The sequence below is a fragment of the Tranquillimonas alkanivorans genome (genome assembly GCF_900115595.1).
Classification (GTDB): Bacteria; Pseudomonadota; Alphaproteobacteria; order Rhodobacterales; family Rhodobacteraceae; genus Tranquillimonas; species Tranquillimonas alkanivorans.
In genome coordinates this window covers 37872-58801 of sequence record NZ_FOXA01000006.1, presented here as the reverse complement: position 1 = coordinate 58801, position 20930 = coordinate 37872, and the positions used below count along the sequence as shown (strand labels likewise).

Sequence of the window (20930 nt, the reverse complement as noted above, 5' to 3'; positions counted from 1 at the left end):
AACAAAAAATACATTGTTCTCGAGTTTTCGTTCTGTAAAATGGAACGGTGAGGCTCAACTATCATCACCTTCGCTACTTCCGCGAGGTTGCGCTCGAGGGGAACCTGACCCGCGCCGCCGGGCGGCTGAACCTGTCGCAATCCGCGCTGTCCACCCAGATCCGGCAGCTCGAGGAACGCTTGGGCCATGCTCTCTTCGAGCGCCGCGGGCGGAAGCTGGTACTTACCGAGGCGGGGCGTATTGCGCTCGATCACGCGGAGCGGATCTTCGAGGTCGGCGACGATCTGGTGGCTGCCTTGGGCGAGGGCGGGGGGAGGGCCGCGCCGCTTCGCGTGGGTGCCCTGTCGACCCTGTCCCGCAATTTCCAGCTCCGGTTCCTGCAGCCTGTGCTGGCCGAAAAGAGCACCGAACTGATCCTGTCGTCAGGCAGCAGCCAGACGCTCCTCAGGTCGCTTGGGAACCTCGCGCTCGATGTCGTTCTGCTGACGGAGCCTCCGCCGCGCGACCAGTACCCGAACCTCGTTGCGCACCGCATCGCAGAGCAGGCCGTGGCGATCCACGGCACGACACGCCGTCTGCGGCACGACACGCTCTCGGATCTCCTGAGCTGCGAGCCCGTCATCCTGCCCACCGAAAGCTCGATCCGGACCGGGTTCGACAGCCTTGTCGCCCGGCTCGGCATCACCCCCCGGATCGCCGCGATCGTGGACGACATGGCCATGGTCCGCCTTCTGGCAAGGGACGACGTGGGCCTGGCCATCACGCCGGGCGTCGTTCTGGCCGATGAGCTGGCTCAGGGCCTGTTGTCGCGCGCGCCGTTCTCGCTCGACATCGTCGAAAGTTTCTACGCCGTGACGGCGCAACGCTCTTTCGCCCATCCGTTTCTCGGCACGCTGCTCCCGGCCGATGCCATCGGCTGAGCGCACCGGAACGTGGTGCTTGCTGGTGGCCCTTTTGGCATGCGCAGGGTCAGCCTGATGAGCGTGGCCCCGGGCGTCGTGGGGGCGACCTCGGTGACTGTCGGCGCGGTTACAGTGTCGGCGGCCATCCTGCCATGACCGGATAATTCCCGCCGTTTGGTGTAGGAGGCCGCTTGCGGCAGCTCGAGGAGCTATCCTCTTCGGCCGCACGGATCGATGACCGACGCGCGCATGGAGCAGCGCGTTGTCACGGCTTCTACGGGGCCAGCAGCATGGAGCGTCTGCCGGACGAGGGGGCGCTGATTGCGCGTTGACGGGGCAGGGCCGCGCGCGCTTTCATGCCGCCGTACCGGATCAGGGGCGTGAACGAGGAGAGCAGACAATGCTGACCGTCAAGCGACTGGACGCGGCCGACGCGCGGTTCGTCATCGATGCCGCCGCGACCAAGGCGCGCGAGATCGGCGTGCCCATGTGCATCGCCGTGACCGACGAGGGAGGCAACCTGATCGCGTTCGAGCGGATGGACGGCGGCAAGGTCACCTCGATCACCATCGCCATCGACAAGAGCTACACCGCCTCGGCCGCGAAGAAGGCGACGCACGAGTACGGAGAGATCAGCCAGCCCGGCGCCCCCGCCTACGGAATCGGCAGCGCCATCGGCGGCCGGCTGATGGTGGTCGGCGGCGGCCTTCCCATCACGGTGGACGGCGAGGTCGTCGGCGGCATCGGCGTCTCCTCCGGCACGCCGGCACAGGACCGCGAGGTGGCGCAAGCGGGCGTGGACGCCGTTACGTCGGGGAGCTGAAAATCCTATGGGAGTGGCCAAGTTCGGCTCGATGCCGATCGCGTCGGACCTGCGCGGCGCAACCGCTCGCGCGGAAATGCCGACGCGATCTCTCCTTGCTCTTAACGAGCCCGATCAGCGCCCTTCCGTCGTCTGTCGTTTCCTCAGTTCAAGATCCTGCAACTCGAACATCACGAAGACAGGCGCCGGCCTCCAGCGCCACGCCGGAGGCCCCGCGCTGCGCCACGCCGGAGGCTCCGCGCGCGGCCTTCGACACCAGCGACGAGACACTACCCACCACCGTCTCCCAATGCCGCGGCTCGCACCAAGCTCCTTGCACCGTCTTTCCCTTCGTCTCCGGCCCAGGCGACGAAGTTGTCCGGCCGCACGAGGACGTGCCTTGCCTCGTACGGGCCCGTCGCGCTCTGGGAGATGAGGTCAAGGGGGAGGTTTTGCCGCTCGGCCTCGGCCCGGATCTCCTCGGCATCCGCATCGCACCCTCCGAAGGTGAGAAGCGTGAAGCCTTGCCCGAGGCATTCGTAGACGTTGGTGCCGCTTTCGAGCGTCGCGGGCGACAGATGGTGTCCCGCCCGCGCCTTGTGGAGGTGCGTGCCCCGTGCGCTGCACACGCCACCCGCAGGACCGCTCACAATGGGCGAGCATTCGTAGTTCGGCTCGAACGCCGCCACCTCGTCCGCGCCTTCGTTGCGCCTGAACCAGTGCCGCTCGAATTCCTCCCGGTCCTTCTCGGGCGAGTACGTCGCAAGGAACGCGCGGTCCTCCTCGATGAAGCGCGCGATGAAGTCGTCGGCGGTAGAGGCGAAGACCGGCCGCCGTTCGAGGTCGTAGCTGTCGAGCAGCGCCTCGCCTCCCCAGCCTTGCAGCCGCGCGGCGAGCTTCCAGCCCAGGTTCCGCGCGTCCTCGAACCCCGTGTTGATGCCGTAGCCGCCGTAGGGCGGATGGGAATGCGCGGCGTCGCCGGCCACGAAGACCCGCCCGTTGCGGTACCGCTCGGCGATGGCGAAGCGCAGGTCCCAAAAGCCGATATACTCGAACTCGACCTCGAACTCCTGTCCGACCACGGCGTGCAGCATGCCTGCGAAGTCGAAGTTGTCCTTCGTGGTGCCGGGCGGAACCGGGGCGTGGAAGAACCACGTGGTGCCCTGGTCCACGCGGCCGAAGAATTGCCAGTATCCCTCGAGCTCGGGATTGAGGACGTTGAAGAACGCCTTGCCGGGATAGCGCTCGAGCAGATCGTGAAGCTCGGTCGACCGGAAGACGAGCAGCGCCATCAGGCGGTCGTGGTCCGACAAGGTCTGCGTAATGCCCGCCGCCTCGCGCAGGGTCGAGCGGCTGCCGTCGCAGCCCACGGCGTAGCGTCCGCGCACCGTGTCCGACGCCGATTCGTCGCGGGTTGCGGCGTGCACGGTCACGCCGTCTTCGTCCTGCTCGGCCCCCGTGCAGGTCCAGCCATAGCGGATGTCGATGGCGGCAATCTCACCCGCGCGTTTGCGAAGCACCGCCTCGGTCGCGTACTGCGGCAGGCGTTCGTTAGCGGTGTAGTAATAGTCCCGGACGAGCGCACGGTTCAGCCAGTCATAGTGGTACTCCGTCAGCAGCTTGCCGTAGCAGGTCATGCCGCCGATGCCGGCATCGCGCGGGGTGGGGCGCGCAGCGCGCAGCTCCGCTTCGCAGTTCCAGAAGAAGAAATGCTCGGTCGTTCGCTGGGTCAGGTTCTGACCCTTCGGGATCGGCTGCGGTTCTGGATACCGCTCGATCACGCAGACCGAGACGTTCCGCTGGCCCAGCTCGATGGCAAGTCCCATGCCGACCGGGCCGCCGCCCACGATGACAACGTCGTACACGCTCACCTCGCCTTTCGTTCCGTCGGTCCGCTCAGACATCGAGGCCCAGCAGCTTCGCGGCGTTGTCCTGATAGATCTTGCGGCGCACTTCCTCGGACACATCGAGCTCGTCGAGGATGCGTATCGTTTCGCGAATGTACATCGGACCCTTCTCGGGGTCGAAGGGCGCGTCCGAGGCAAACATGACGTGATCCTCGCCGAAGAACTCGATGGCGTGCTCGATGGCCTTGCGCGACCCGAACGAGGCCGTGTCGGCGTAGAAGTCCTTGAAATACTCCAGGTGCGGCCGCTTCAGCGCCTTGCGTACGGCGGCAAGATCGCGGTCGGTCGTGCGCGCGCCCATCTGGTCCCAGCCGGGCCCGACGCGGCCTTCGAAGAACGGGATCATGCCGCCGGCGTGGTGGGTGACGACGCGAAGGCCCGGATGCCGGTCGAAGAGGCCCGAGAACACCATCCGTGCCATCGCGGCGGAGGTTTCGTAGGGCCAGCCGAGCGTCCACCAGATCTCGTATTCCGACCGGTCCTCGGTCAGGTAGTCGGGGAAGTTCGCGCCGCGCGCCGGGTGCATCCAGACGGCCTTGCCCGACCTGCCCATGTAGTCGAAGAACGGCTCGAACTCGGGCAGGTCCAGCGGCTTGCCCGAGACGTTGGTGAAGATCTGCATGCCGCAGGCGCCGAGGTCCTCGATGTTGCGGCGCGCCTCTTCCACCATCGCGTCGGGGTTCGACAGGACCGCCGTCCCGATGAAGCCGGGGAAGCGGTCCGGGTACTGCTGGCAGAGTTCGGCCATGCTGTCGGACGCGATCTGCGCCAACTCCAATGCCTTGTCAGGCTCGGCGTACTTTTCGAACGGCGGCGAGGCGAGCGAGAGGATCTGCTGATAATCGGGACCGAACATGTCCATCACCTCGAAGCGGCGGTCGAGGTCGGTCATCATCGGCACCGCTTCCGAACGGCGGGTGATGTCGGTCGTTTCGCCCACATGCGCGATCAGGGCCTCGTGGAACGGCTTGGGCCAGATGTGGTTGAAGACGTCGATCTTTTTCATTCTTTCACTCCTTCCGCGCCCTCAGGCGCTCGTTTCCATGGCTCGTGGCGCGCCGCGCTCGGCAAGCTGTTCGCTCAGGCGTTCCCCGGCGCGCCAGACGGCGCGCGCGATGTCGGGGCGCCGATCCGGCGTTGCCACGTCCTCGGCAAGCGTCAGGCACAGGGCCGCCACGGGCGAATGGCCGGCGTCGAAGACTGGGGCAGCGATGCCGACGACTCCGGGCGTCACCTCTCCGTGCGCGATGGCGGCTCCCGCGCGGCGCACCTTGCGGAACGTGTCGGCGACCGCCTCGGGCGTGTCGCCCAGGCCGAGCGCCGAAAGTTCGCCCAAGTTCTCGGCGATCTTCTGCTGCATCTGCCGGCGCGGCAGGTAGGCCAGGATCGCCCGGCTGATCGCGCCCCGCGCCAGAGGCATGGGACGGCCGCGCGGGTAGCTCGACTTGGGGTTTTCGGCCGAGCACTCGGAGGCGACGCAGAGCAGCCGGTTGCCGTACCAGCGCACCAGAAGCGCCGTGCAAGGCCACGCCTCGGACAGGTCCCGCAGCAAGGGCTCGCCCGCCTCGATCAGCGGGTCGGACCGGCGCATGAGGAAATCCAGCTCCACCACGCGGGGTCCGAGCGTGTAGGTCGCGCCCGAGAGCGACGCGACCAGCCCCGCCTCTTTTAGGGCCTTGAGATAGCGATACAGCGTCGGACGCGCATACCCCGTCTCGGCCATCATCTCGTCCGGCGTCCATTCCGGCCGCGCCTCCGAGAACAGGCCCAGCAGCGCCAGGATGCGTTCACCGCTGCCCGCGCCGCTCATGCCTGCGCCTCCGCCGTGGGCTTGCGCATCAGTTCCACCGCCATCAGGCCCGCCCCGCCCAGCACGCCGATCACGTCGCTGATCACGGCCCCGGGGAACATGCCAGCCGGCATCAGGGCGGCGAGGCCGAAGGCGATGAACAGGCCCCGCATCACCGGGGTCAGCCGGTTCGAGAAGAACCCGGCCAGCCCCGCCGAGACGAGCCAGACGCCCATCCCCGCCGTAACGATGGCAAGCCCGATCTCGAACGGCTCTCCGATCAGGATCAGCGTGGGCGAGAACACGAAGAGAACCGGGATGACGTAGGCCGACCACCCGAAGCGCATCGCCGCCCAGCCCGTCGCCATGGCGGGCGAACGTGCGATGGACGCCGCCGCGAAGGCGGCAAGCGCGATGGGCGGGGTGATCATCGACATCATGCCGAAGTAAAGGACGTAGAGGTGTGCTGCGAGCGGCTCGATCCCGACCTCGATCAGCGCGGGCGCAACCAGCGCGGCGAGCAGGACGTAGACGCCCAGCGTCGGCAGTCCCATCCCAAGGATGATGCAGACGAGCGCCGACAGCGCCAGCAGCACGATGGCGCTGCCCCCGCCGATCTGCACCAGTGCGTAGGTCAGGTTGAAGCTCAGGCCGGTGACGTTGAGCACGCCGATCACGATGCCCGAGGCGGCCGAGATTAGGATGATCTCGAGCACCGCGTGCCCGGTCCCCGCCAGCGCGCCGAAGAGCTTGCGCAGACCCGGTCGTTCGCCCTGATAGCCCAGGATCAGCGACGTCGTGATCAGCACCAGCGTCGCGGCCAGCGCGGCTTTTTCCGGCTGCCAGCTTTTCCAGAACAGAAGGTAGATCAGCGCCGCGAAGGCCAGGATGAAGTGCAGACCCTTCGCCACGGTGCGCCCCGCCGGTATCTCGGACTTCGGGACCGCCCGGATGCCCAGCTTCGCCGCCTCCAGGTCCGCCTGGATGAACAGCGCGACGTAGTACAGCACCGCCGGAAGCAGCGCGGCCATCACGACCGAGGAGTAGGGGACCGACAGGAACTCGGCCATCAGGAAGGCGGCGGCGCCCATCACGGGCGGCATCAACTGACCACCGGTCGAGGCGACGGCCTCGATCGCGCCGGCCTTGTGGCCCGGGTAGCCGTCGCGCTTGATCATCGGGATCGTCACCACGCCGGTGCCCACGACGTTGGCCACCGCCGAACCGCTGATCGAGCCGAAAAGCCCCGAGGCCAGCACAGCGATCTTCATCGCGCCGCCCCGGAACCGGCCCATCGCCAGCATCGCGGCGTCGGTGAAAAAGCGCGAGCCGCCGGTGATGCCCAGCAGCGTGCCGAAGAAGATGAACGCGACGACGACGGTGGCCGCGACCGAGATCGGAAGGCCCAGAATGCCATTCGAGTCGAAGGCCATGTAGCCCGACAGAAGCTGCCAGTTCTGCGGCCGGCCCTGCAGGCGGCCGGGGATAAGGTCACCGAACAGCGCGTAGAGGATGAAGGCGGCAATGATGATGACCAGCGCCCAGCCGGTCGCCCGGCGCAGCGCCTCGAGCGTCAGGAGGATGACGATCAGACCGGGCACCCAGACGGCCGCCGGCCGCGCGAAGATCATAAGGACGAGTTGCGGGTAGCGCAGCGCGATGTACCCGACAGCTACGGCCGACATGACCGCCAGCGCCACGTCGTACCACGGCACGGTCTCCCGATGCTCGAGCCGCCTGGCCGGCATCGTCAGGTACGCCGCCGGAAGCGTGAACATCAGGATCGCCGCGAAGAACTGCTGCGGGTAAAGCCCCAGTCCCAACTGCCGCTGAAGCGAAAACGCCCAGGCCGCCGCCGTGACCGGGATCATCAGCGCCAGCAGGTCGGCGACGGGCTTCCAGACGGAGCGGGGAAGGCCGGAAACGGCCTTCCCCTGCGCGCGGTCGTTCACGATGCGCCCCTCACTCGAGCCCGACTTCGTCGTAGAACTTCAGCGCGCCGGGATGGAATTCGGCCACGCCGGGATCACCCTTCATCTCGTCCGGGCTGAAGGCGTTGAACGGCGGGAAGGTGTCGGCCATGACCTGCGCGTTCTCGTACATCGCCTTGGCCATCTGATAGACGACGTCGTCCGGCACGTCGGCATGGGTGAAGACCACCTGCGGGAAGGCGATGTACGTCGCGTCCTCGGTCACGCCGGGCATCGAGCCGGCCTTGAACTCCTTGAACGACGCCGTGGGCCAGTGCTCGCGCGCCGCCTCGAGCGCCGCATCGTCCGACGAACCTACCGGCAGGGCATAGAGGCCGCCCACGGCTGCGTCGGCTTCCCGCACCTTGCCGGCGCCGTGGGCGAAGATGAAGGCGTCGGCCTCGCCTGCCATGAAGGCATCGGCGCCGCCCACGACCGAAGGCACGCTCACGTGCTCGAACTGGTCGGCGGTCAGGCCGGCGGTGGCGAAGATGGCATCGTACTGCGGCAGGATCGTATTCTGCGCGGTGTAGCCATAGGTGATCGGGTGGCCCACGAGGTCCTCGAGCGATCCGATATCGCTGTCGGCGCGCACGAAGATCGCCTCGACCAGCGGCATCAGCATCCCGACGACGCGGATGTTCGGGTTCTGCACCCCGTTCCACCACGCGTCGCCGGTGACGCCGTAGTTGACTTCCTGCAGGTTCGCGACGCCGAACTCGATCCCGCCCGAGTTCACGAAGGGCAGGTACTGGTTCGGACTGGTGGCGGGCTGGATCGTGGTGTTCAGCCCGCCCTCGTTCGCCGCGTTGGCGACGGCGGTGCCGATGTTGTGGAACAGCGATCCCGGGTTCGACGTGGCGATGCCGACGTTCTGCGCCGAGGCCGCCGACGCGGCGACCCCAAGCCCGAGCGCCGCGGCTGCGATGACGTTCCGCATTGTTTTCCTCCCGTTTATGGACGGCCGGCCCCTCCCTGGGCCGGCCAAAAATCCCACATCGTGAGATTCGCGTTCAATCGTGCATGCAGTTGACGTAGAAGCAAGTACAAAGTGTCGCAGGTCGAGGGAGGGTTTCGGACATGAGCGACGTCATCAGGCACCCGGAGAACGGGGCGGAGTCTGTGCTGCTGGGGCTGAAGCGAGCGGGCGTCGAGTGGCTCTTCGCCAATGCAGGGACCGACTTCCCCCCGATCATCGAGGCGCTCTGCACGCTTCCCGCCGAAGAGATGCCGAAGCCGGTGACAATCCCGCACGAGACGGCGGCGGTCGGCATGGCACACGGCTACTACCTGGCGTCCGGCAGACCGCAGGCGGTGATGGTGCACGTGAACGTCGGGCTGGCGAACGTGGTGATGGGGACGATCAACGCGGCCTCGGACAACGTCCCGGTGCTGGTGATGTCCGGCCGCACGCCGCTGACGGAAACCGGACGGCCCGGGGGCCGCATGACGCCCATCCAGTACGGTCAGGAAATGTACGACCAGTCGTCGTTGGTCTCGGACACGGTCAAGCACCACTATGAAATGCGGTATCCCGAACAGGGCGAGCCGCTGGTCTCCCGTGCGCTCGCGCTTGCCATGAGCGAGCCGCGCGGGCCGGTCTATCTGAGCCTTCCACGGGAGCCGCTGACCGCCGGGATCACTGGTGACGAGCGTCAGCCGGTCGCCCGCCGTCCCGCCGCCACGCCCGCCGCGCCCGACCCGGCGGCGGTCGAGACGCTGGCGGGCTGGCTGCGTGAGGCTCGGGCGCCGGTGATCCTGTGCCAGCGGGGCGATCCGCAGGGCCGGCTGGCGGCGGCGCTGTCGTCCCTCGCCGGCCGGCTGGGCATCGGCGTGGCCGAGCCGTACTCGGTGCGAAACGTCCTGGCCTCGGGCGATCCGTCGCTCCTGGGCTACGATGCCGGAGCGGCGCTTGAGGGTGCAGACCTGGTGATCGCGCTCGACGCGGACATCCCGTGGATCGAAAGGCTGCACGGTCCTGGCGAGGACGTGCGCATCGCCCATCTGGGCCCCGACCCGCACTTCACGCGGATGCCGGTGCGCGGCTACCGGACCGACCTGGCCATCGCCTGCGACCCGGTTTCCGGGATTCAGGCGCTCGACGCGGCTCTCGCGAAGGAGGCGATGCCGGACCGCGCCCGCAAGCTCGCCGCCCGCGCCAGCGCACGCCGGGAAGCGGCCCGCGAGACCGCCGAGGCGGGATGCACGGATCCGATGGCCTCGGAATGGCTGAGCCTGTGCCTGTCGCGCGTGCTGGGCGAGGACGGTATGGTGTTCTCCGAATTGGGCGCCTTGCCTGGCATGATGGACCTCTCCGGGCCGAACCGGCTGTTCAACAACCCGCATTCGGGCGGCCTCGGATGGGCGCTGCCTGCGGCACTCGGCGCACAGCTGGCCCGGCCTGGGAAGCTGACGGTCGCCTGCATGGGCGACGGATCATATATCTTCGCCAATTCCGTCGCCTGCCACCAGATCGCCGAGGCGCTTTCGCTGCCCGTGCTGACGATCATAAAGAACAACGGCCTGTGGAACGCCGTCCGCCGCTCGGTGAGCAACGGCTATCCAGGCGGCGCGGCGACGCGGGCAAACGAGATGCCGCTGACCTCGCTCGAACCGCAACCCGACTTCTGCCAGATCGCGGGGGCGAGCAGGGCGCATGTCGAGCGCGTCAGCGACGGAGCAGCGCTGCCGGACGCGCTCGAACGCGCGGTCCGGGTCGTGCAGGAGGAGAAACGTCAGGCGGTGCTGGACGTTAGGGTGGCCCTGTCAGACCAGCACTGAAGCGCGCCTCTTCTTGCCCCGGCTTTCGGCGGCGCCCCTTGGGGCTGCACCGTTCGCGGCGAGACCCGGGGTGCGGCTGCTCGGTCGTCATGACACGTAAGCGGGACTGGAAGAGCCTGATGGTGACGTAGTCGCAGGCGGGCCTCGGCGACGTACATGGGCTGGGATTGGCCCCTTCACGTCCGGGGGGCTTACTTGCGCAGGACATAAAGGGGACTTGAATCTCGCGCCTTCCATCTCAGCCGCAGGTGGCGCGCGAGCATCTGCTCTTTGGTTGCGCTCGGCGCCGCATCTGTCTTGTGAGGCCGGCCGTTCGGTGATCCAAGAGCGTCAGGTGGTGCCGCACAACAGGAGGACCTCATGCAGACGGACGTGGCGCGTGCGCCTACGAAATCGCTGACTGGCGTCCTGCTGATGTGCGTCGGCGTCGCCTGCCTGAGCGTGAACGACGCGATCGCGAAGGAGTTGACCGCCGGGTACTCGGCGATCCAGATTCTGTTCCTGCGCAACCTGATCGCCTTGCCCGTAGCCGTCGTGATCGCCCTCAGGATGGGCGGGCGGTCCGCTCTGCGCTCCTATCGGCCGACCGCGCACCTGGTGCGGGGGGTCTTCTGGCTTTGCGCCGCCACGCTGTTCTTCACGGGGCTACGCTTCCTTGGCCTTGCCGAGGCGACGACTTTGGTCTTCGCGGCACCGCTTTTCATCACGGCGCTGTCGGTCGTGCTTCTGAAAGAGCACGTAGGCTGGCGGCGTTGGAGCGCGGTGCTGGCGGGCTTTCTGGGCGTCCTCGTCGTGGTCCGGCCCGGCAGCGCAGCGTTCCAGCCGGCGTCGCTGTTCCCGTTGGCGACGGCGTTGTTCTATGCCGTGCTGATGATCAGCGCGCGCTGGGTCGACCCGCGCGAAAGCGTGTGGACGATGATGCTTTACCTCGTGGGGGCGGGGGCGCTTCTGAGCGGTCTGGTCAGCCCGTTCGTGTGGACGGCGGTGCAGGGGGAGGACCTGTGGCTCTTCGCCGGGATCGCGTTCTTCGGGACCGCCGGCATGACCATGATGACTCAGGCCTTTCGCTTCGCGCCCGCAGCCGTCGTCGCGCCGTTCGACTATACCGCGTTGCTTTGGGCGACGCTCATGGGCTGGGCGATCTGGTCGGAGGTCCCGGACGCCGCCACCTATTTCGGCGCGGCGATCATCGTCATGAGCGGGCTTTTCATCGTCTTCCGCGAGCGGGAGCTCGAGGGGTAGAGGAGCAGGGGGCCTTTTGGGCGCCGGCTGGTAAGGGGCAGGGACGCCGCCTTGGACGTCGTCATCATCACCGCGATCATCGCGTCGTTGTTCCTGGCGCTCGGCGTGGCCGAGCCGCTGGCCGCGCGCCTGCGGCTGCCCTACAGCGTGCTGCTGGCCGGGCTCGGGATCGGCATCGGCCTGGTGGCGGGGTTCCTGCTGCGCACCGAGCTGACGGATGCCTTCAACCCCGTGGCCGAGGCGATCCTGAACCTGCCGATCCGGTCGAATGTCTTCCTGTATCTGTTTCTGCCCACGCTTCTTTTCCAGGTGACGCTGGGCATGAACGTGCGCCGGATGATCGACGACTGGGTGCCAATCCTGTCGCTGGCCGTGGTCGCGGTGATCTTTTCGACCTTCGTGATAGGCCACGCGCTTTACTGGATTTCGGACTTCTCGTTGGTCGCCTGCCTTCTGGTCGGCGCCATCGTGTCGACCACCGATCCCTCGGCCGTCGTCGGCATCTTCCGCTCCATCGCCGCGCCGCGCAGGCTGACGCGCATCATCGAGGGCGAGAGCCTGCTGAACGACGCCGCCGCCATCGCGCTGTTCGGGGTGCTCATGGGCTTCGTGATGCGGGGCGTCCCGAACCCCGACCTGGTCGAGGCGACGGGGCGCTTTCCCTACCTGATCCTCGGCGGCGCGCTGACGGGCTGGCTGTTCGGCCGACTGGCCGTGTGGATCATGGCGGGCTTCTCGCGGCACCTGCTGGCGCAGCTTTCGGTATCGGTGGCGTTGCCCTACCTGTCATACATCGTCGCGGCGAACCTGCTGGGCGCGTCGGGCGTCATTGCCGTCGTCGTCGCCGGGCTGACCGTGAACCTGACCGCGCCGGCGTCGCTTGCCCCGGCGGCGTGGACGGCGCTCAAGGAGGTCTGGGAGCTTCTGGCGCACTGGGCCGGGGCGCTGATCTTCGTGCTTGCGGCCCTGCTGATCCCGCGGCTGCTTGAGGGAATTACGCTGTGGGATGTGGGGCTGACGCTGGTGGTCGTGGCGGCGGCGCTTCTGGCCCGCGCGGTGATCCTCTATGGCCTGTTGCCGCTTCTGTCCGTCTCGGGCCTGTCGCCGGAGATGGGGCGCCCTTACCGGGCGGCGATCCTCTGGGGCGGCCTGCGGGGGGCGGTGACGCTGGCGCTGGCGCTTGCGGTGACCGAAAGCCTGCGCGTGCCGCCCGACGTGAGGCGGATGGTGGGCGTGCTCGCCACCGGGTACACGCTGTTCACCCTCGTCGTGCAGGGCGGGACCTTGCGCTGGGTGATCTCGTGGCTGGGGCTCGACAAGCTGTCGCCGCTCGACGCCGCGCTGTCGAACCAGGTGATTGCCGTGGCGCTGCAAACCGTCCGGGAGGACGTGCAGCGCGCCACCGAGGATTACGAGCTGTCCCGTGACATCGTCAGGTCCGAGGCCAAGCAGTTCGCCGAGCGGCTCGACGGCGCGGTCCGGCGGGCGGAGGACAGCCGCGAGATCCTCGACCGCGACCGGGTGACACTTGGGCTGATTGCCGTGGCGGGCGCGGAACGCAACCTCGTCCTGGAGCGCATCCGCGAACACGGCGTGTCCGAGCGGCTGACCGATCGGCTTCTGTCGGACGCCGATCACTTGATCGAGGCGACGCGGCAAGACGGTCGCCTGGGCTATCGCCGTGCTTCCCGCCGGGCCGTCGGCTTCACGCGGCAGTTCCGGACGGCGGTGGCGCTCTACAACCGCTTCGGGATCGCCGGGCCGTTGGCACACCGGACGGCGGACCGCTTCGAGATCCTGATCTTCCAGCGCCTGATCCTGCGCGAGCTTGATGCCTTCATCGACATGCGCATCCGTCGCATCCACGGACGCCGCGTGGCCGAGCTGCTGCACGACCTGCTCGGCCGGCGACAGGAGATGGTCGAGCAGGCGCTCGACGGGCTGAAGCTTCAGTACCCGGGCTATGCCGACGAGCTTGAGCGGCGCTTCATCCGCCGGACCGCCCTGAGGCTGGAGCGGCGGGAGTACGACCTGCTGCACGAGGAGGGCCTGATCGGCGACGAGCTTTACACCGACCTGTTGCAAAGGATCGACGTGCGGCTGGCCGAGGAAAGCCGAAGACCCGGGCTCGACATCGCGGTGGCGCGGACGGACTTGGCGCGGCAGGTGCCGCTGTTTTCGGAGCTTGACGAGGACAGCCTTCGGCTTCTGGGCAGGAGCCTGCGCACGCGCTACCACGCGCCGGGCGACCTGATCGTCAGCCGCCGGACGACCGCCGATACCGTGCACTTCATCTCGTCGGGGGCGGTGGAGCTTCGGCGGGCCGGGCAGACCTATCGGCTGGGCCGCGGCGAGTTCTTCGGCCAGCTCGCGCTTCTGCACAAGAGGGCGCTTCCCTCGGAGGTCGAGGCCATCGCGCCGACGACCCTGCTGACGCTCGACGACAAACGCTTCATGCGACTTCTCGAGAAAAGCCCGGCGATCCGGGAGGCCGTCCGCAAGTCGGCGGAGGAACGCGGCATCCCGCTGGGCGCCCTGTCCTCCGCCGTGCGTCCGCGCAGGTCCGGGTGAGGGTTGAGAGGCCTGGCACGCTGCATTACCCGTCGCAGCGGTTGCGGTGAAGGGGAATGACGATGGATTTGAAGCCGGGATTTCACGCTGTTCCGGAGGGACACCTTGCCTCGGTCGTGACGCATCTCGAGATGCTGGCGCCGGCGGCGCCGCGTCCGGAACATGGGGCGGAGACGCTGCGGCTCGACCTCGTGCGCTCTCCGTCCGTCGACTGGTACCGGGCGCTCTTCAGGACAGTGGGTGCGGACTGGCTTTGGTTCTCGCGCCTTGATCTCGCGGAAGAAGAGCTGGAAGCGGTCCTCTCCGACCTCCTGGTCGAAGTTCACGTTCTGCGCGACGGGTCTGCGGAGGCGGGACTTCTGGAGCTGGATTTCCGCCAGCCGGGGCAGTGCGAGCTGGCCTATTTCGGGCTCGCCCCGGCCCTCGTCGGCACGGGGGCGGGCCGCTTCCTGATGAACCGCGCCCTGGAACTTGCGTGGCGCGGCGATGTCAGGCGCTTCCATGTCCATACCTGCACGCTCGATCACCCCGGCGCACTGCCGTTCTACCTCCGGTCCGGGTTCAGCGCTTATCGCCGGGAGGTCGAGGTCGCGCCCGACCCGCGCCTGCAAGGCGTCCTGCCGCGTGACGCCGCCCGGCACGTTCCATTGATCTGCGAGCGAACCGTCAGCGGCGCCTCCGGCGACGGCTGAAACAGGAGCGCCCGTCCGCCACACCGTTGGTTGCCGCCATGAGGGAGAGAGGGTCAGGCTGCTGTTGGGCCACTCGTGCGGTAGCCCGGCAGCATCTTCACCAGCCCCTCGGTTGCAGGCATTCCGCCCGGCTATTGGTTTCCCTCCTTACGACCGGATGCGGTATCCGGTGCGAAAGATCCACCAGATCGTGGCGAGGCAAATGGCGGTGAAGGCCAGGATGGCCAGAAGGCTCCAGCCCAGCCCGACATCGGACATCCCGAAGAAGGACCAGCGGAAGCCCGAAACCAGGTAGACGACCGGGTTGAACAGGGTGATCGTCTGCCACACCGGCGGCAGCATCGAGATCGAGTAGAACGACCCGCCCAGGAAGACGAGCGGCGTGACGACGAGAAGCGGGACGAGCTGGAGCTGCTCGAAATTCTGCGCCCAGATCCCGATGATGAAGCCGAACAGGCTGAACGACAGGCACGTGAGAACCAGGAAGGACACCATCCAGAGCGGGTGCTCTATCCGCAGGTCAACGAAGAAAAACGCGGTCAGCAGGATGATCACGCCGATCATCAGAGACTTCGTCGCCGCCGCCAGCACGTAGCCCGCCGTGATCTCGAGAAACGAGGCCGGGGCCGAAAGAAGCTCGTAGATGGTTCCGATGAACTTGGGAAAGTAGATCCCGAACGACGCGTTCGTCACCGACTGGACAAGGACGCTGAGCATGATCAGGCCGGGCACGATGAATGCGCCGTAGCTCACCCCCTCGACCTGGTCTATGCGGCTTCCGATCGCCGCGCCGAAGACAACGAAATAGAGCGAGGTCGAGATCACCGGCGACACGATGGACTGCCAGATCGTCCGGAAGGTGCGCGACATTTCAAAGAGGTATATCGCGCGCACAGCTTCGAGGTTCATCCGCGTTCCTCCTCCTGCACGAGGCCGACGAAGATCTCCTCGAGCGACGACTGCCGCGTCTGCACGTCCCGCAACTGAAGTCCCGCCGCCTGTATCTCGTTCAGGAGCCGCGTGATGCCCGTCCGCTCCCGCTGCGTGTCATAGGTGTAGATCAGCGTGTCCGCATCCGGTCCCGTCTCGAGCGCATGATGCGCCAGCGCCTCGGGCACGGCGTCGATGGGTGCCTGTAACTCGATCACCATCTGCTTGCGGCCCAACCTGCGCATCAGCGCAGCCTTCTCCTCGACCAGAAGGATGTCGCCCTTCGAGATCACCGCGATGCGGTCCGCGATGGCCTCGGCCTCCTCGATGTAGTGCGTGGTCAGGATTATGGTGACTCCCTCGGCCTTGAGCCGGCGGACGGTCTCCCACAGGTCCTTGCGCAGCTCGACGTCCACGCCCGCCGTGGGTTCGTCCAGGAACAGGACGCGGGGCTCGTGGCTGAGGGCCTTCGCGATAAGGACCCGGCGCTTCATGCCGCCGGACAGCTCGATGACCTTCGCATCCTTCTTGTCCCAAAGCGACAACTGCCGCAGCACTCGTTCGAGGTGCGCATCGTCGCGCGGCTTCCCGAACAGCCCGCGCGAGAAGCGGACGGTATTCAGCACCTTCTCGAACGGCTCGAGGTTGATCTCCTGCGGGACCAACCCGATCAACTTGCGGGCGGCACGGTAGTCGCGGATCGTGTCATGTCCTCCCACGCTGACGCGCCCCGCGCTCGGCGTGGTAATGCCGCAGATGGTCGAGATCAGCGTCGTCTTGCCCGCGCCGTTCGGACCGAGGAGCGCGAGGATCTCGCCTTCCTCGATGTTCAGCGAGACGTCGTTCAGGGCGACGAAGCCGCTGGCATAGGTCTTGACCAGACCAGTGACGGAGACGACGGGTGCCATGTACGGCCTTTCTGAAGGTCACGGGGACCTTAGCGGCACGTGATGCATCGGCAAGTCCGGAGGTCTTGGCGTCGCACAGGACGGCCGGAGAAAACGACGCCGCAGGACGGTGAAAGCGACCACGGACGCCGACGCCGCCGCGCGACATCCCGATGATGACGGGCGCGGTCATAGACCTGCAGGTCGAGCAGAATAACGTCGTCCTGCCGGGCAATGGTGGTATGGCGGAGGTTCTTGGTCCCGTGCTTCACTGCGGAGGTGGACGCCCCGGCGAACAGCCACTCTGTTCGCTTGGCGTAGCCGTCTCGGTGGAGATCAGCCGAAGGCGCGGGTCAGCAGTGCGAAACAGGCTGCCGAGAGCAGCGCGGCTGCCGGCACCGTGATTACCCATGCCGCCACAACCGTCATGAAATGCGAGCGGCGCACAAACTTGCGGCGCTGCCTTTCCTCTCGCGCGAGGCGACGCGCGGGCGGCCTGCTGTTGTTGGCGGCGCGGACGCGACGCTCGGCGTGCCATTCCCGGAAGAAGCCGACGCCGAAGACGCCACCGACCGCGATATGTGTCGAGCTGACCGGCAGACCCAGCCACGACGCCAGGATCACCGTGATCGCGGCAGAGAGAGACACGCAGTAGGCCCGCATTGGGTTGAGCTTCGTGATCTGGCTGCCCACCATCCGGATCAGCTTGGGGCCGAAGAGGATCAGCCCGAAAGAGATGCCGAAGGCCCCGATCACCATGACCCAGACCGGGATCGCCACTTCTCCGGCAAAGCCGCCGAATTGCTGAGCATGGACGATGGCGGCCAGCGGCCCCACCGCGTTGGCCACGTCGTTGGCTCCGTGCGCGAACGACAGAAGCGCCGCGGAGATCACCAGCGGAATGCCGAACAGGATCTTGAGTGACCTGTTACGGTTTTCCATTCCTTTCGCCTGCCGGCGGATCAGCGGGATGGAAATCAGCCAGCTCGCAACGCCGATCGCTGCCCCGATCAGCAATGCAGTTCCGATCTCGATCGAGATGACCCTCTTCAGGCCTTTCAGAGCCAGGTATGCGGCAAAGGCTCCGGCCATGATGCCGATCAACACGGGCACCCAGACCCGCGCAGCTGCGATCTTGTCCTCGACGTAGATGATGCGCCACTTGATGAAGGCGAGGAACGCGGCCGCCACCACGCCACCCAGCAGGGGCGAAATCACCCAACTTGCCGCGATGGCGCCCATCGTGGGCCAATTGACCGCGGCGAAACCTGCCGCGGCAATGCCGGCGCCCATCACGCCGCCGACGACGGAATGGGTGGTCGAGACCGGGGCGCCGATCCAGGTGGCGAGGTTGACCCAGGCCGCCGCAGAAAGCAGCGCCGCCATCATCGCCCAGGTGAAGGTCCGCCCGCTGGCCACGCTCGCCGGGTCGATGATACCCTTAGAGATGGTCGAGACGACGTCGCCCCCCGCGATCAGAGCTCCTGCGCTTTCGAACACCGCCGCGATGCCGATTGCCCCCACAAGCGAAAGCGCCTTCGCGCCCACCGCGGGACCCATGTTGTTCGCGACGTCGTTGGCGCCGATGTTGAGCGCCATGTACGCCCCCAGAGCGGCGGCGGTGAGCACGAAGACAATCCCCGACGACTGTCCGAAGACAAGACCGGCGGCCAGTGTCGCCAGGACGACGAAGGCAAGCGAGACACCGATTCCCACGAGTGGCCGCGAGACGTAGAGCGTCGCGTACTCAACCCGGCTGATCCGATTTAGGTCCTTGTCCAGCGTCTTCCACTGGTATTCGTTCGTCTGGTCGGTCACGCGTCCCGTCCTCGTCCGCTCGGATGGCATTCGGTGGGCGTGCTTATCCGCGATCGGATCACGCAACAACGCTCAGTGCACACCTGACGGACGAAACGCTGCGAGAAGATCGCGCAGTTCCGGTTCTTTGACCATGCGTGCCGCCTCTGTCGGAGCCACCCAGCGCCGTTCGCGCTCGTCCTTCTGCGGAAAGTCCTCCTCGAGGTGCTCGACCTCAATCGGGAAAACGAGCGTTCTGGTGGTCACGGGCACGCCACCACGCAGCTTTTTCCGGTAGCGGTAGCTGCCAATGGGCTCCTGGCCTACTGTTCGTGGCCGTACCCCCGCCTCCTCCCACGCTTCGATAGTTGCGGCGCCGACAGCGTCTTGGCCGCGCATCGGCCAGCCTTTTGGCAGGACCCAGCGCCCGGTGTCACGGGAAGTGATCAGCAGGATTTCGGGGCCCGCCGTGCCGGAACGGTGGCACAGGGCCGCGACCTGAAGCCCGGACGGACGAAGGAAGATCGGACGGATGTACTCGAAGAACATCCTCTTGAAGAATGAAGTCATGGATCTGCTCGCGATGATTGCCCGAACACTAACGCCAAGTTCACGCCGCGAGCAAACCGATGTCTCCGGCTGCTTCTTCACAACGCGTGAAGCCTTCATCGCCGGCAGCCGACGTCCGCTCGTTCCCATCGCCTCGGATGCCCCGGTTTGGCTGCGAAGGCGAGCGTTCGGTCAGCACCGCTTGACCGCGCACTTTGCCAGCTTCGATCACGCCACCTGTGGCCTCAACTTCGCTGCGGCGGAATTGGGTCGGGAAGGTCAGCATCTGCAGGCTCTTCAACCAGGCGCGAGGCCAACAAGTGCCCTTCCCGCGCCAGGATCGGGTAGGCCAGCGACGCCACCTGGCTGTTGATGTCCTTGAGCGCCTTGAGGGCCTCAAGGTGGATGTCGCTGGAGACGATCGAGCTTGCACGGCCCTTGGTCAGCCGCTTCAGATGACTCTTGGAGCTTTTGCGCTCGAGCTTTGCCACCTCCGCCTTGCCGTTAATCAGGAGCCGCGCGGTATCGACATCGTCGGCGATCAGCAGAGTCGAAGCCAGCGCGATGTTGGCCAGGATCGCCTCGTGGATCTCGCGCAGCTCCGCGTATCCCTCGTTGGAGAGACGGATATTCTCCTCCTCCATCTGGTCGGCCCGCGGCACCAGGCGCTGGACGATGATGTCGCCGGCGGCTTCGAGGCCTATCGCGTATTGCGCCAGTTCCCGCGCCCGCTTGCGCTCGTCCTTGGGCAGGTCGTCCTTCGACATCTGCGCGACGAAGCTGCGGACCGCGTCCATCGCGTCGTTGATGTGGCGGTCGCGCTTGATCAACTTGGCGCTGGCCTCGGCAGTGGTGGAGCGCATCATGTCGATGACCGGCAGGCACTGTGCCTCGACGATTTGCAGCATGCGCAGGACCTCGCGTCTGAGACAGGCCTGCGCCATTCCGGGGTGCGGGAGCGAGGCCAGATCGAGCGCCGAGCGTCGCAAAAGGACGTCCTCCCGCTCGAGTTCGGCGTCGGACAGAAGCCGCGCCGCCAGCGGCTCCAGCCGCGCCGTGAACGGCACGACGAGCAGAAGCGCCGCGTTAAAGGAAATGTGCAGTCCGATCAGCAGGGCGGTCGGCGCGGCGCCCGGCATCAGCGCCTCCAGCGATACCCGGGCCAGCAGGAAGGCGGCGACCACGGCCCAGGTTCCCCGCAGCACGAGGTTGGCCAGCGGCACCCGGCGCGCCGGTGCGTCCATATCCCGCGACAGCCAGACCGGCACCAGCGCCGAACCGAAATTGGCTCCGAGGACCAACGGGATCCCCGCCGCCAGCGGCAGCGCGCCGGTGGAGACCAGCGCCACGCACATTAGGATCGCGGCGACACTGGAGTGCATGACAAAGGCCAGCACCGCTCCGGTGATGAAGCCAGTGACGACATCCACGGCCAGATACCCCGCGACCGCGGGCAAGAAGGCGCTGTCGCGCACTGGCTCGACCGCACCGCGTAGGAACTCCAGCGCGATCAGTATCACGCCTACGCCCAGCAGAACCGAGCCGAGGTTCTTCAGTCGTTCCCGGCCGCTCTTGAGGTGCAGAACGCCCCCCAGCACCAGGATCAACGGCAGGATGGCCTCGCCGGAGAAACTGAGTGCGCCCACAAGGAAGGCCGAGCCCAAATCGGCGCCCAACACCACCGCCAATGCCGCGGCGAAGGTGACGATGCCGGTACTGACGAAGCTCGAGGCCAGCAGGGATACCGCGGCCGAACTCTGCAGCAGGATCGCAAGCGCGAAGCCTGTGCTTGTCGTCCGCAGGGGCAGACCGCTTTGGGACAGCAGGCGCCGAAACCGGTTGCCGTAGGCGCGCTCGATGCCGCCCTGCACCATCCGCACACCGAACAGCAGAAACAGGGTCGCCGCCGTGATCTGCAGGAGAAACTCGAGTATAACCATGCCGTTGCCTTCGTGCTTCGCTCATAATCCTACGGGATCTTGGGAGTCTCCGACAATTCAGTTGTGGAATCCGTTTCTTCATCTACCGACAGAAGGGGGGGATGCGGCACGAACAGCGACCGGACGACGCCGTTCTTCGATCAAACTGCGACCCGCAGCGGAGGTGACGCG

Annotated in this window: 17 protein-coding genes; 6 read left to right on the top strand and 11 right to left on the bottom strand. The window is 66.8% G+C overall.

Annotated features, from left to right (window positions below; genetic code table 11):
• The first annotated feature begins 47 nt into the window (after positions 1-47).
• On the top strand, positions 48-920 hold the full coding sequence (locus BM162_RS09195) for a LysR family transcriptional regulator (protein ID WP_093420769.1): 873 nt from the start codon (positions 48-50) through the stop codon (positions 918-920).
• Between the two features lie 382 nt (positions 921-1302).
• A complete protein-coding gene (locus tag BM162_RS09190) occupies positions 1303-1725 on the top strand; it encodes a GlcG/HbpS family heme-binding protein (RefSeq protein WP_093420766.1) in 423 nt (140 codons plus the stop codon).
• Between the two features lie 269 nt (positions 1726-1994).
• Here the strand turns inward: BM162_RS09190 and BM162_RS09185 are convergent, their stop codons facing one another.
• Genes BM162_RS09185 through BM162_RS09165 form a run of 5 tightly spaced genes read right to left on the bottom strand, consistent with a single transcriptional unit; the run spans position 1995 to position 8310 of the window.
• Positions 1995-3569: an FAD-dependent monooxygenase gene (locus BM162_RS09185; RefSeq protein ID WP_245759217.1), complete on the bottom strand. Its 1575-nt coding sequence runs from the start codon at positions 3567-3569 to the stop codon at positions 1995-1997.
• A 31-nt stretch (positions 3570-3600) separates the two neighbouring features.
• On the bottom strand, positions 3601-4617 hold the full coding sequence (locus tag BM162_RS09180) for an amidohydrolase family protein (RefSeq protein ID WP_093420761.1): 1017 nt from the start codon (positions 4615-4617) through the stop codon (positions 3601-3603).
• 21 nt (positions 4618-4638) lie between these two features.
• A complete protein-coding gene (locus tag BM162_RS09175) occupies positions 4639-5421 on the bottom strand; it encodes an IclR family transcriptional regulator (RefSeq protein WP_093420758.1) in 783 nt (260 codons plus the stop codon).
• On the bottom strand, positions 5418-7352 hold the full coding sequence (locus BM162_RS09170) for a TRAP transporter permease (RefSeq protein ID WP_245759216.1): 1935 nt from the start codon (positions 7350-7352) through the stop codon (positions 5418-5420). The genes BM162_RS09175 and BM162_RS09170 overlap by 4 nt, the downstream gene beginning before the upstream one ends.
• Positions 7353-7362: 10 nt before the next feature.
• Positions 7363-8310: a TAXI family TRAP transporter solute-binding subunit gene (locus tag BM162_RS09165; RefSeq protein ID WP_093420755.1), complete on the bottom strand. Its 948-nt coding sequence runs from the start codon at positions 8308-8310 to the stop codon at positions 7363-7365.
• A 140-nt stretch (positions 8311-8450) separates the two neighbouring features.
• Here BM162_RS09165 and BM162_RS09160 point away from each other — a divergent pair, with 140 nt between their 5' ends.
• From BM162_RS09160 to BM162_RS09145, 4 genes are all read left to right on the top strand, one after another.
• A complete protein-coding gene (locus BM162_RS09160; RefSeq protein ID WP_093420754.1) occupies positions 8451-10151 on the top strand; it encodes a thiamine pyrophosphate-requiring protein in 1701 nt (566 codons plus the stop codon).
• 360 nt (positions 10152-10511) lie between these two features.
• Positions 10512-11393, top strand: a complete 882-nt coding sequence (locus BM162_RS09155) for a DMT family transporter (protein WP_093420751.1) — start codon at positions 10512-10514, stop codon at positions 11391-11393.
• A 51-nt stretch (positions 11394-11444) separates the two neighbouring features.
• Positions 11445-13964, top strand: coding sequence for a cation:proton antiporter (locus BM162_RS09150; RefSeq protein WP_093420749.1), 2520 nt, complete (start codon positions 11445-11447; stop codon positions 13962-13964).
• A 56-nt stretch (positions 13965-14020) separates the two neighbouring features.
• Positions 14021-14656, top strand: a complete 636-nt coding sequence (locus BM162_RS09145; RefSeq protein WP_245759215.1) for a GNAT family N-acetyltransferase — start codon at positions 14021-14023, stop codon at positions 14654-14656.
• Between the two features lie 147 nt (positions 14657-14803).
• Here the strand turns inward: BM162_RS09145 and BM162_RS09140 are convergent, their stop codons facing one another.
• From BM162_RS09140 to BM162_RS09120, 6 genes are all read right to left on the bottom strand, one after another.
• Positions 14804-15565, bottom strand: coding sequence for an ABC transporter permease (locus tag BM162_RS09140; protein WP_093420743.1), 762 nt, complete (start codon positions 15563-15565; stop codon positions 14804-14806).
• Complete coding sequence (locus tag BM162_RS09135; RefSeq protein WP_093420741.1) at positions 15562-16494, bottom strand: ABC transporter ATP-binding protein; 933 nt, start codon at positions 16492-16494, stop codon at positions 15562-15564. Before BM162_RS09135 ends, BM162_RS09140 begins: the two co-directional genes overlap by 4 nt.
• 315 nt (positions 16495-16809) lie before the next feature.
• Positions 16810-18291 (bottom strand): inorganic phosphate transporter, encoded by a 1482-nt coding sequence (locus BM162_RS09130; protein WP_439332827.1) that lies wholly within the window; start codon positions 18289-18291, stop codon positions 16810-16812.
• Positions 18292-18363: 72 nt separating this feature from the next.
• Positions 18364-18840, bottom strand: coding sequence for an NUDIX hydrolase (locus BM162_RS09125; RefSeq protein ID WP_093420736.1), 477 nt, complete (start codon positions 18838-18840; stop codon positions 18364-18366).
• A gap of 40 nt (positions 18841-18880) precedes the next feature.
• Positions 18881-19105 (bottom strand): hypothetical protein, encoded by a 225-nt coding sequence (locus BM162_RS22365; protein WP_143096131.1) that lies wholly within the window; start codon positions 19103-19105, stop codon positions 18881-18883.
• Positions 19065-20759, bottom strand: a complete 1695-nt coding sequence (locus BM162_RS09120) for a Na/Pi cotransporter family protein (protein WP_093420733.1) — start codon at positions 20757-20759, stop codon at positions 19065-19067. Before BM162_RS09120 ends, BM162_RS22365 begins: the two co-directional genes overlap by 41 nt.
• Positions 20760-20930 lie beyond the last annotated feature (171 nt).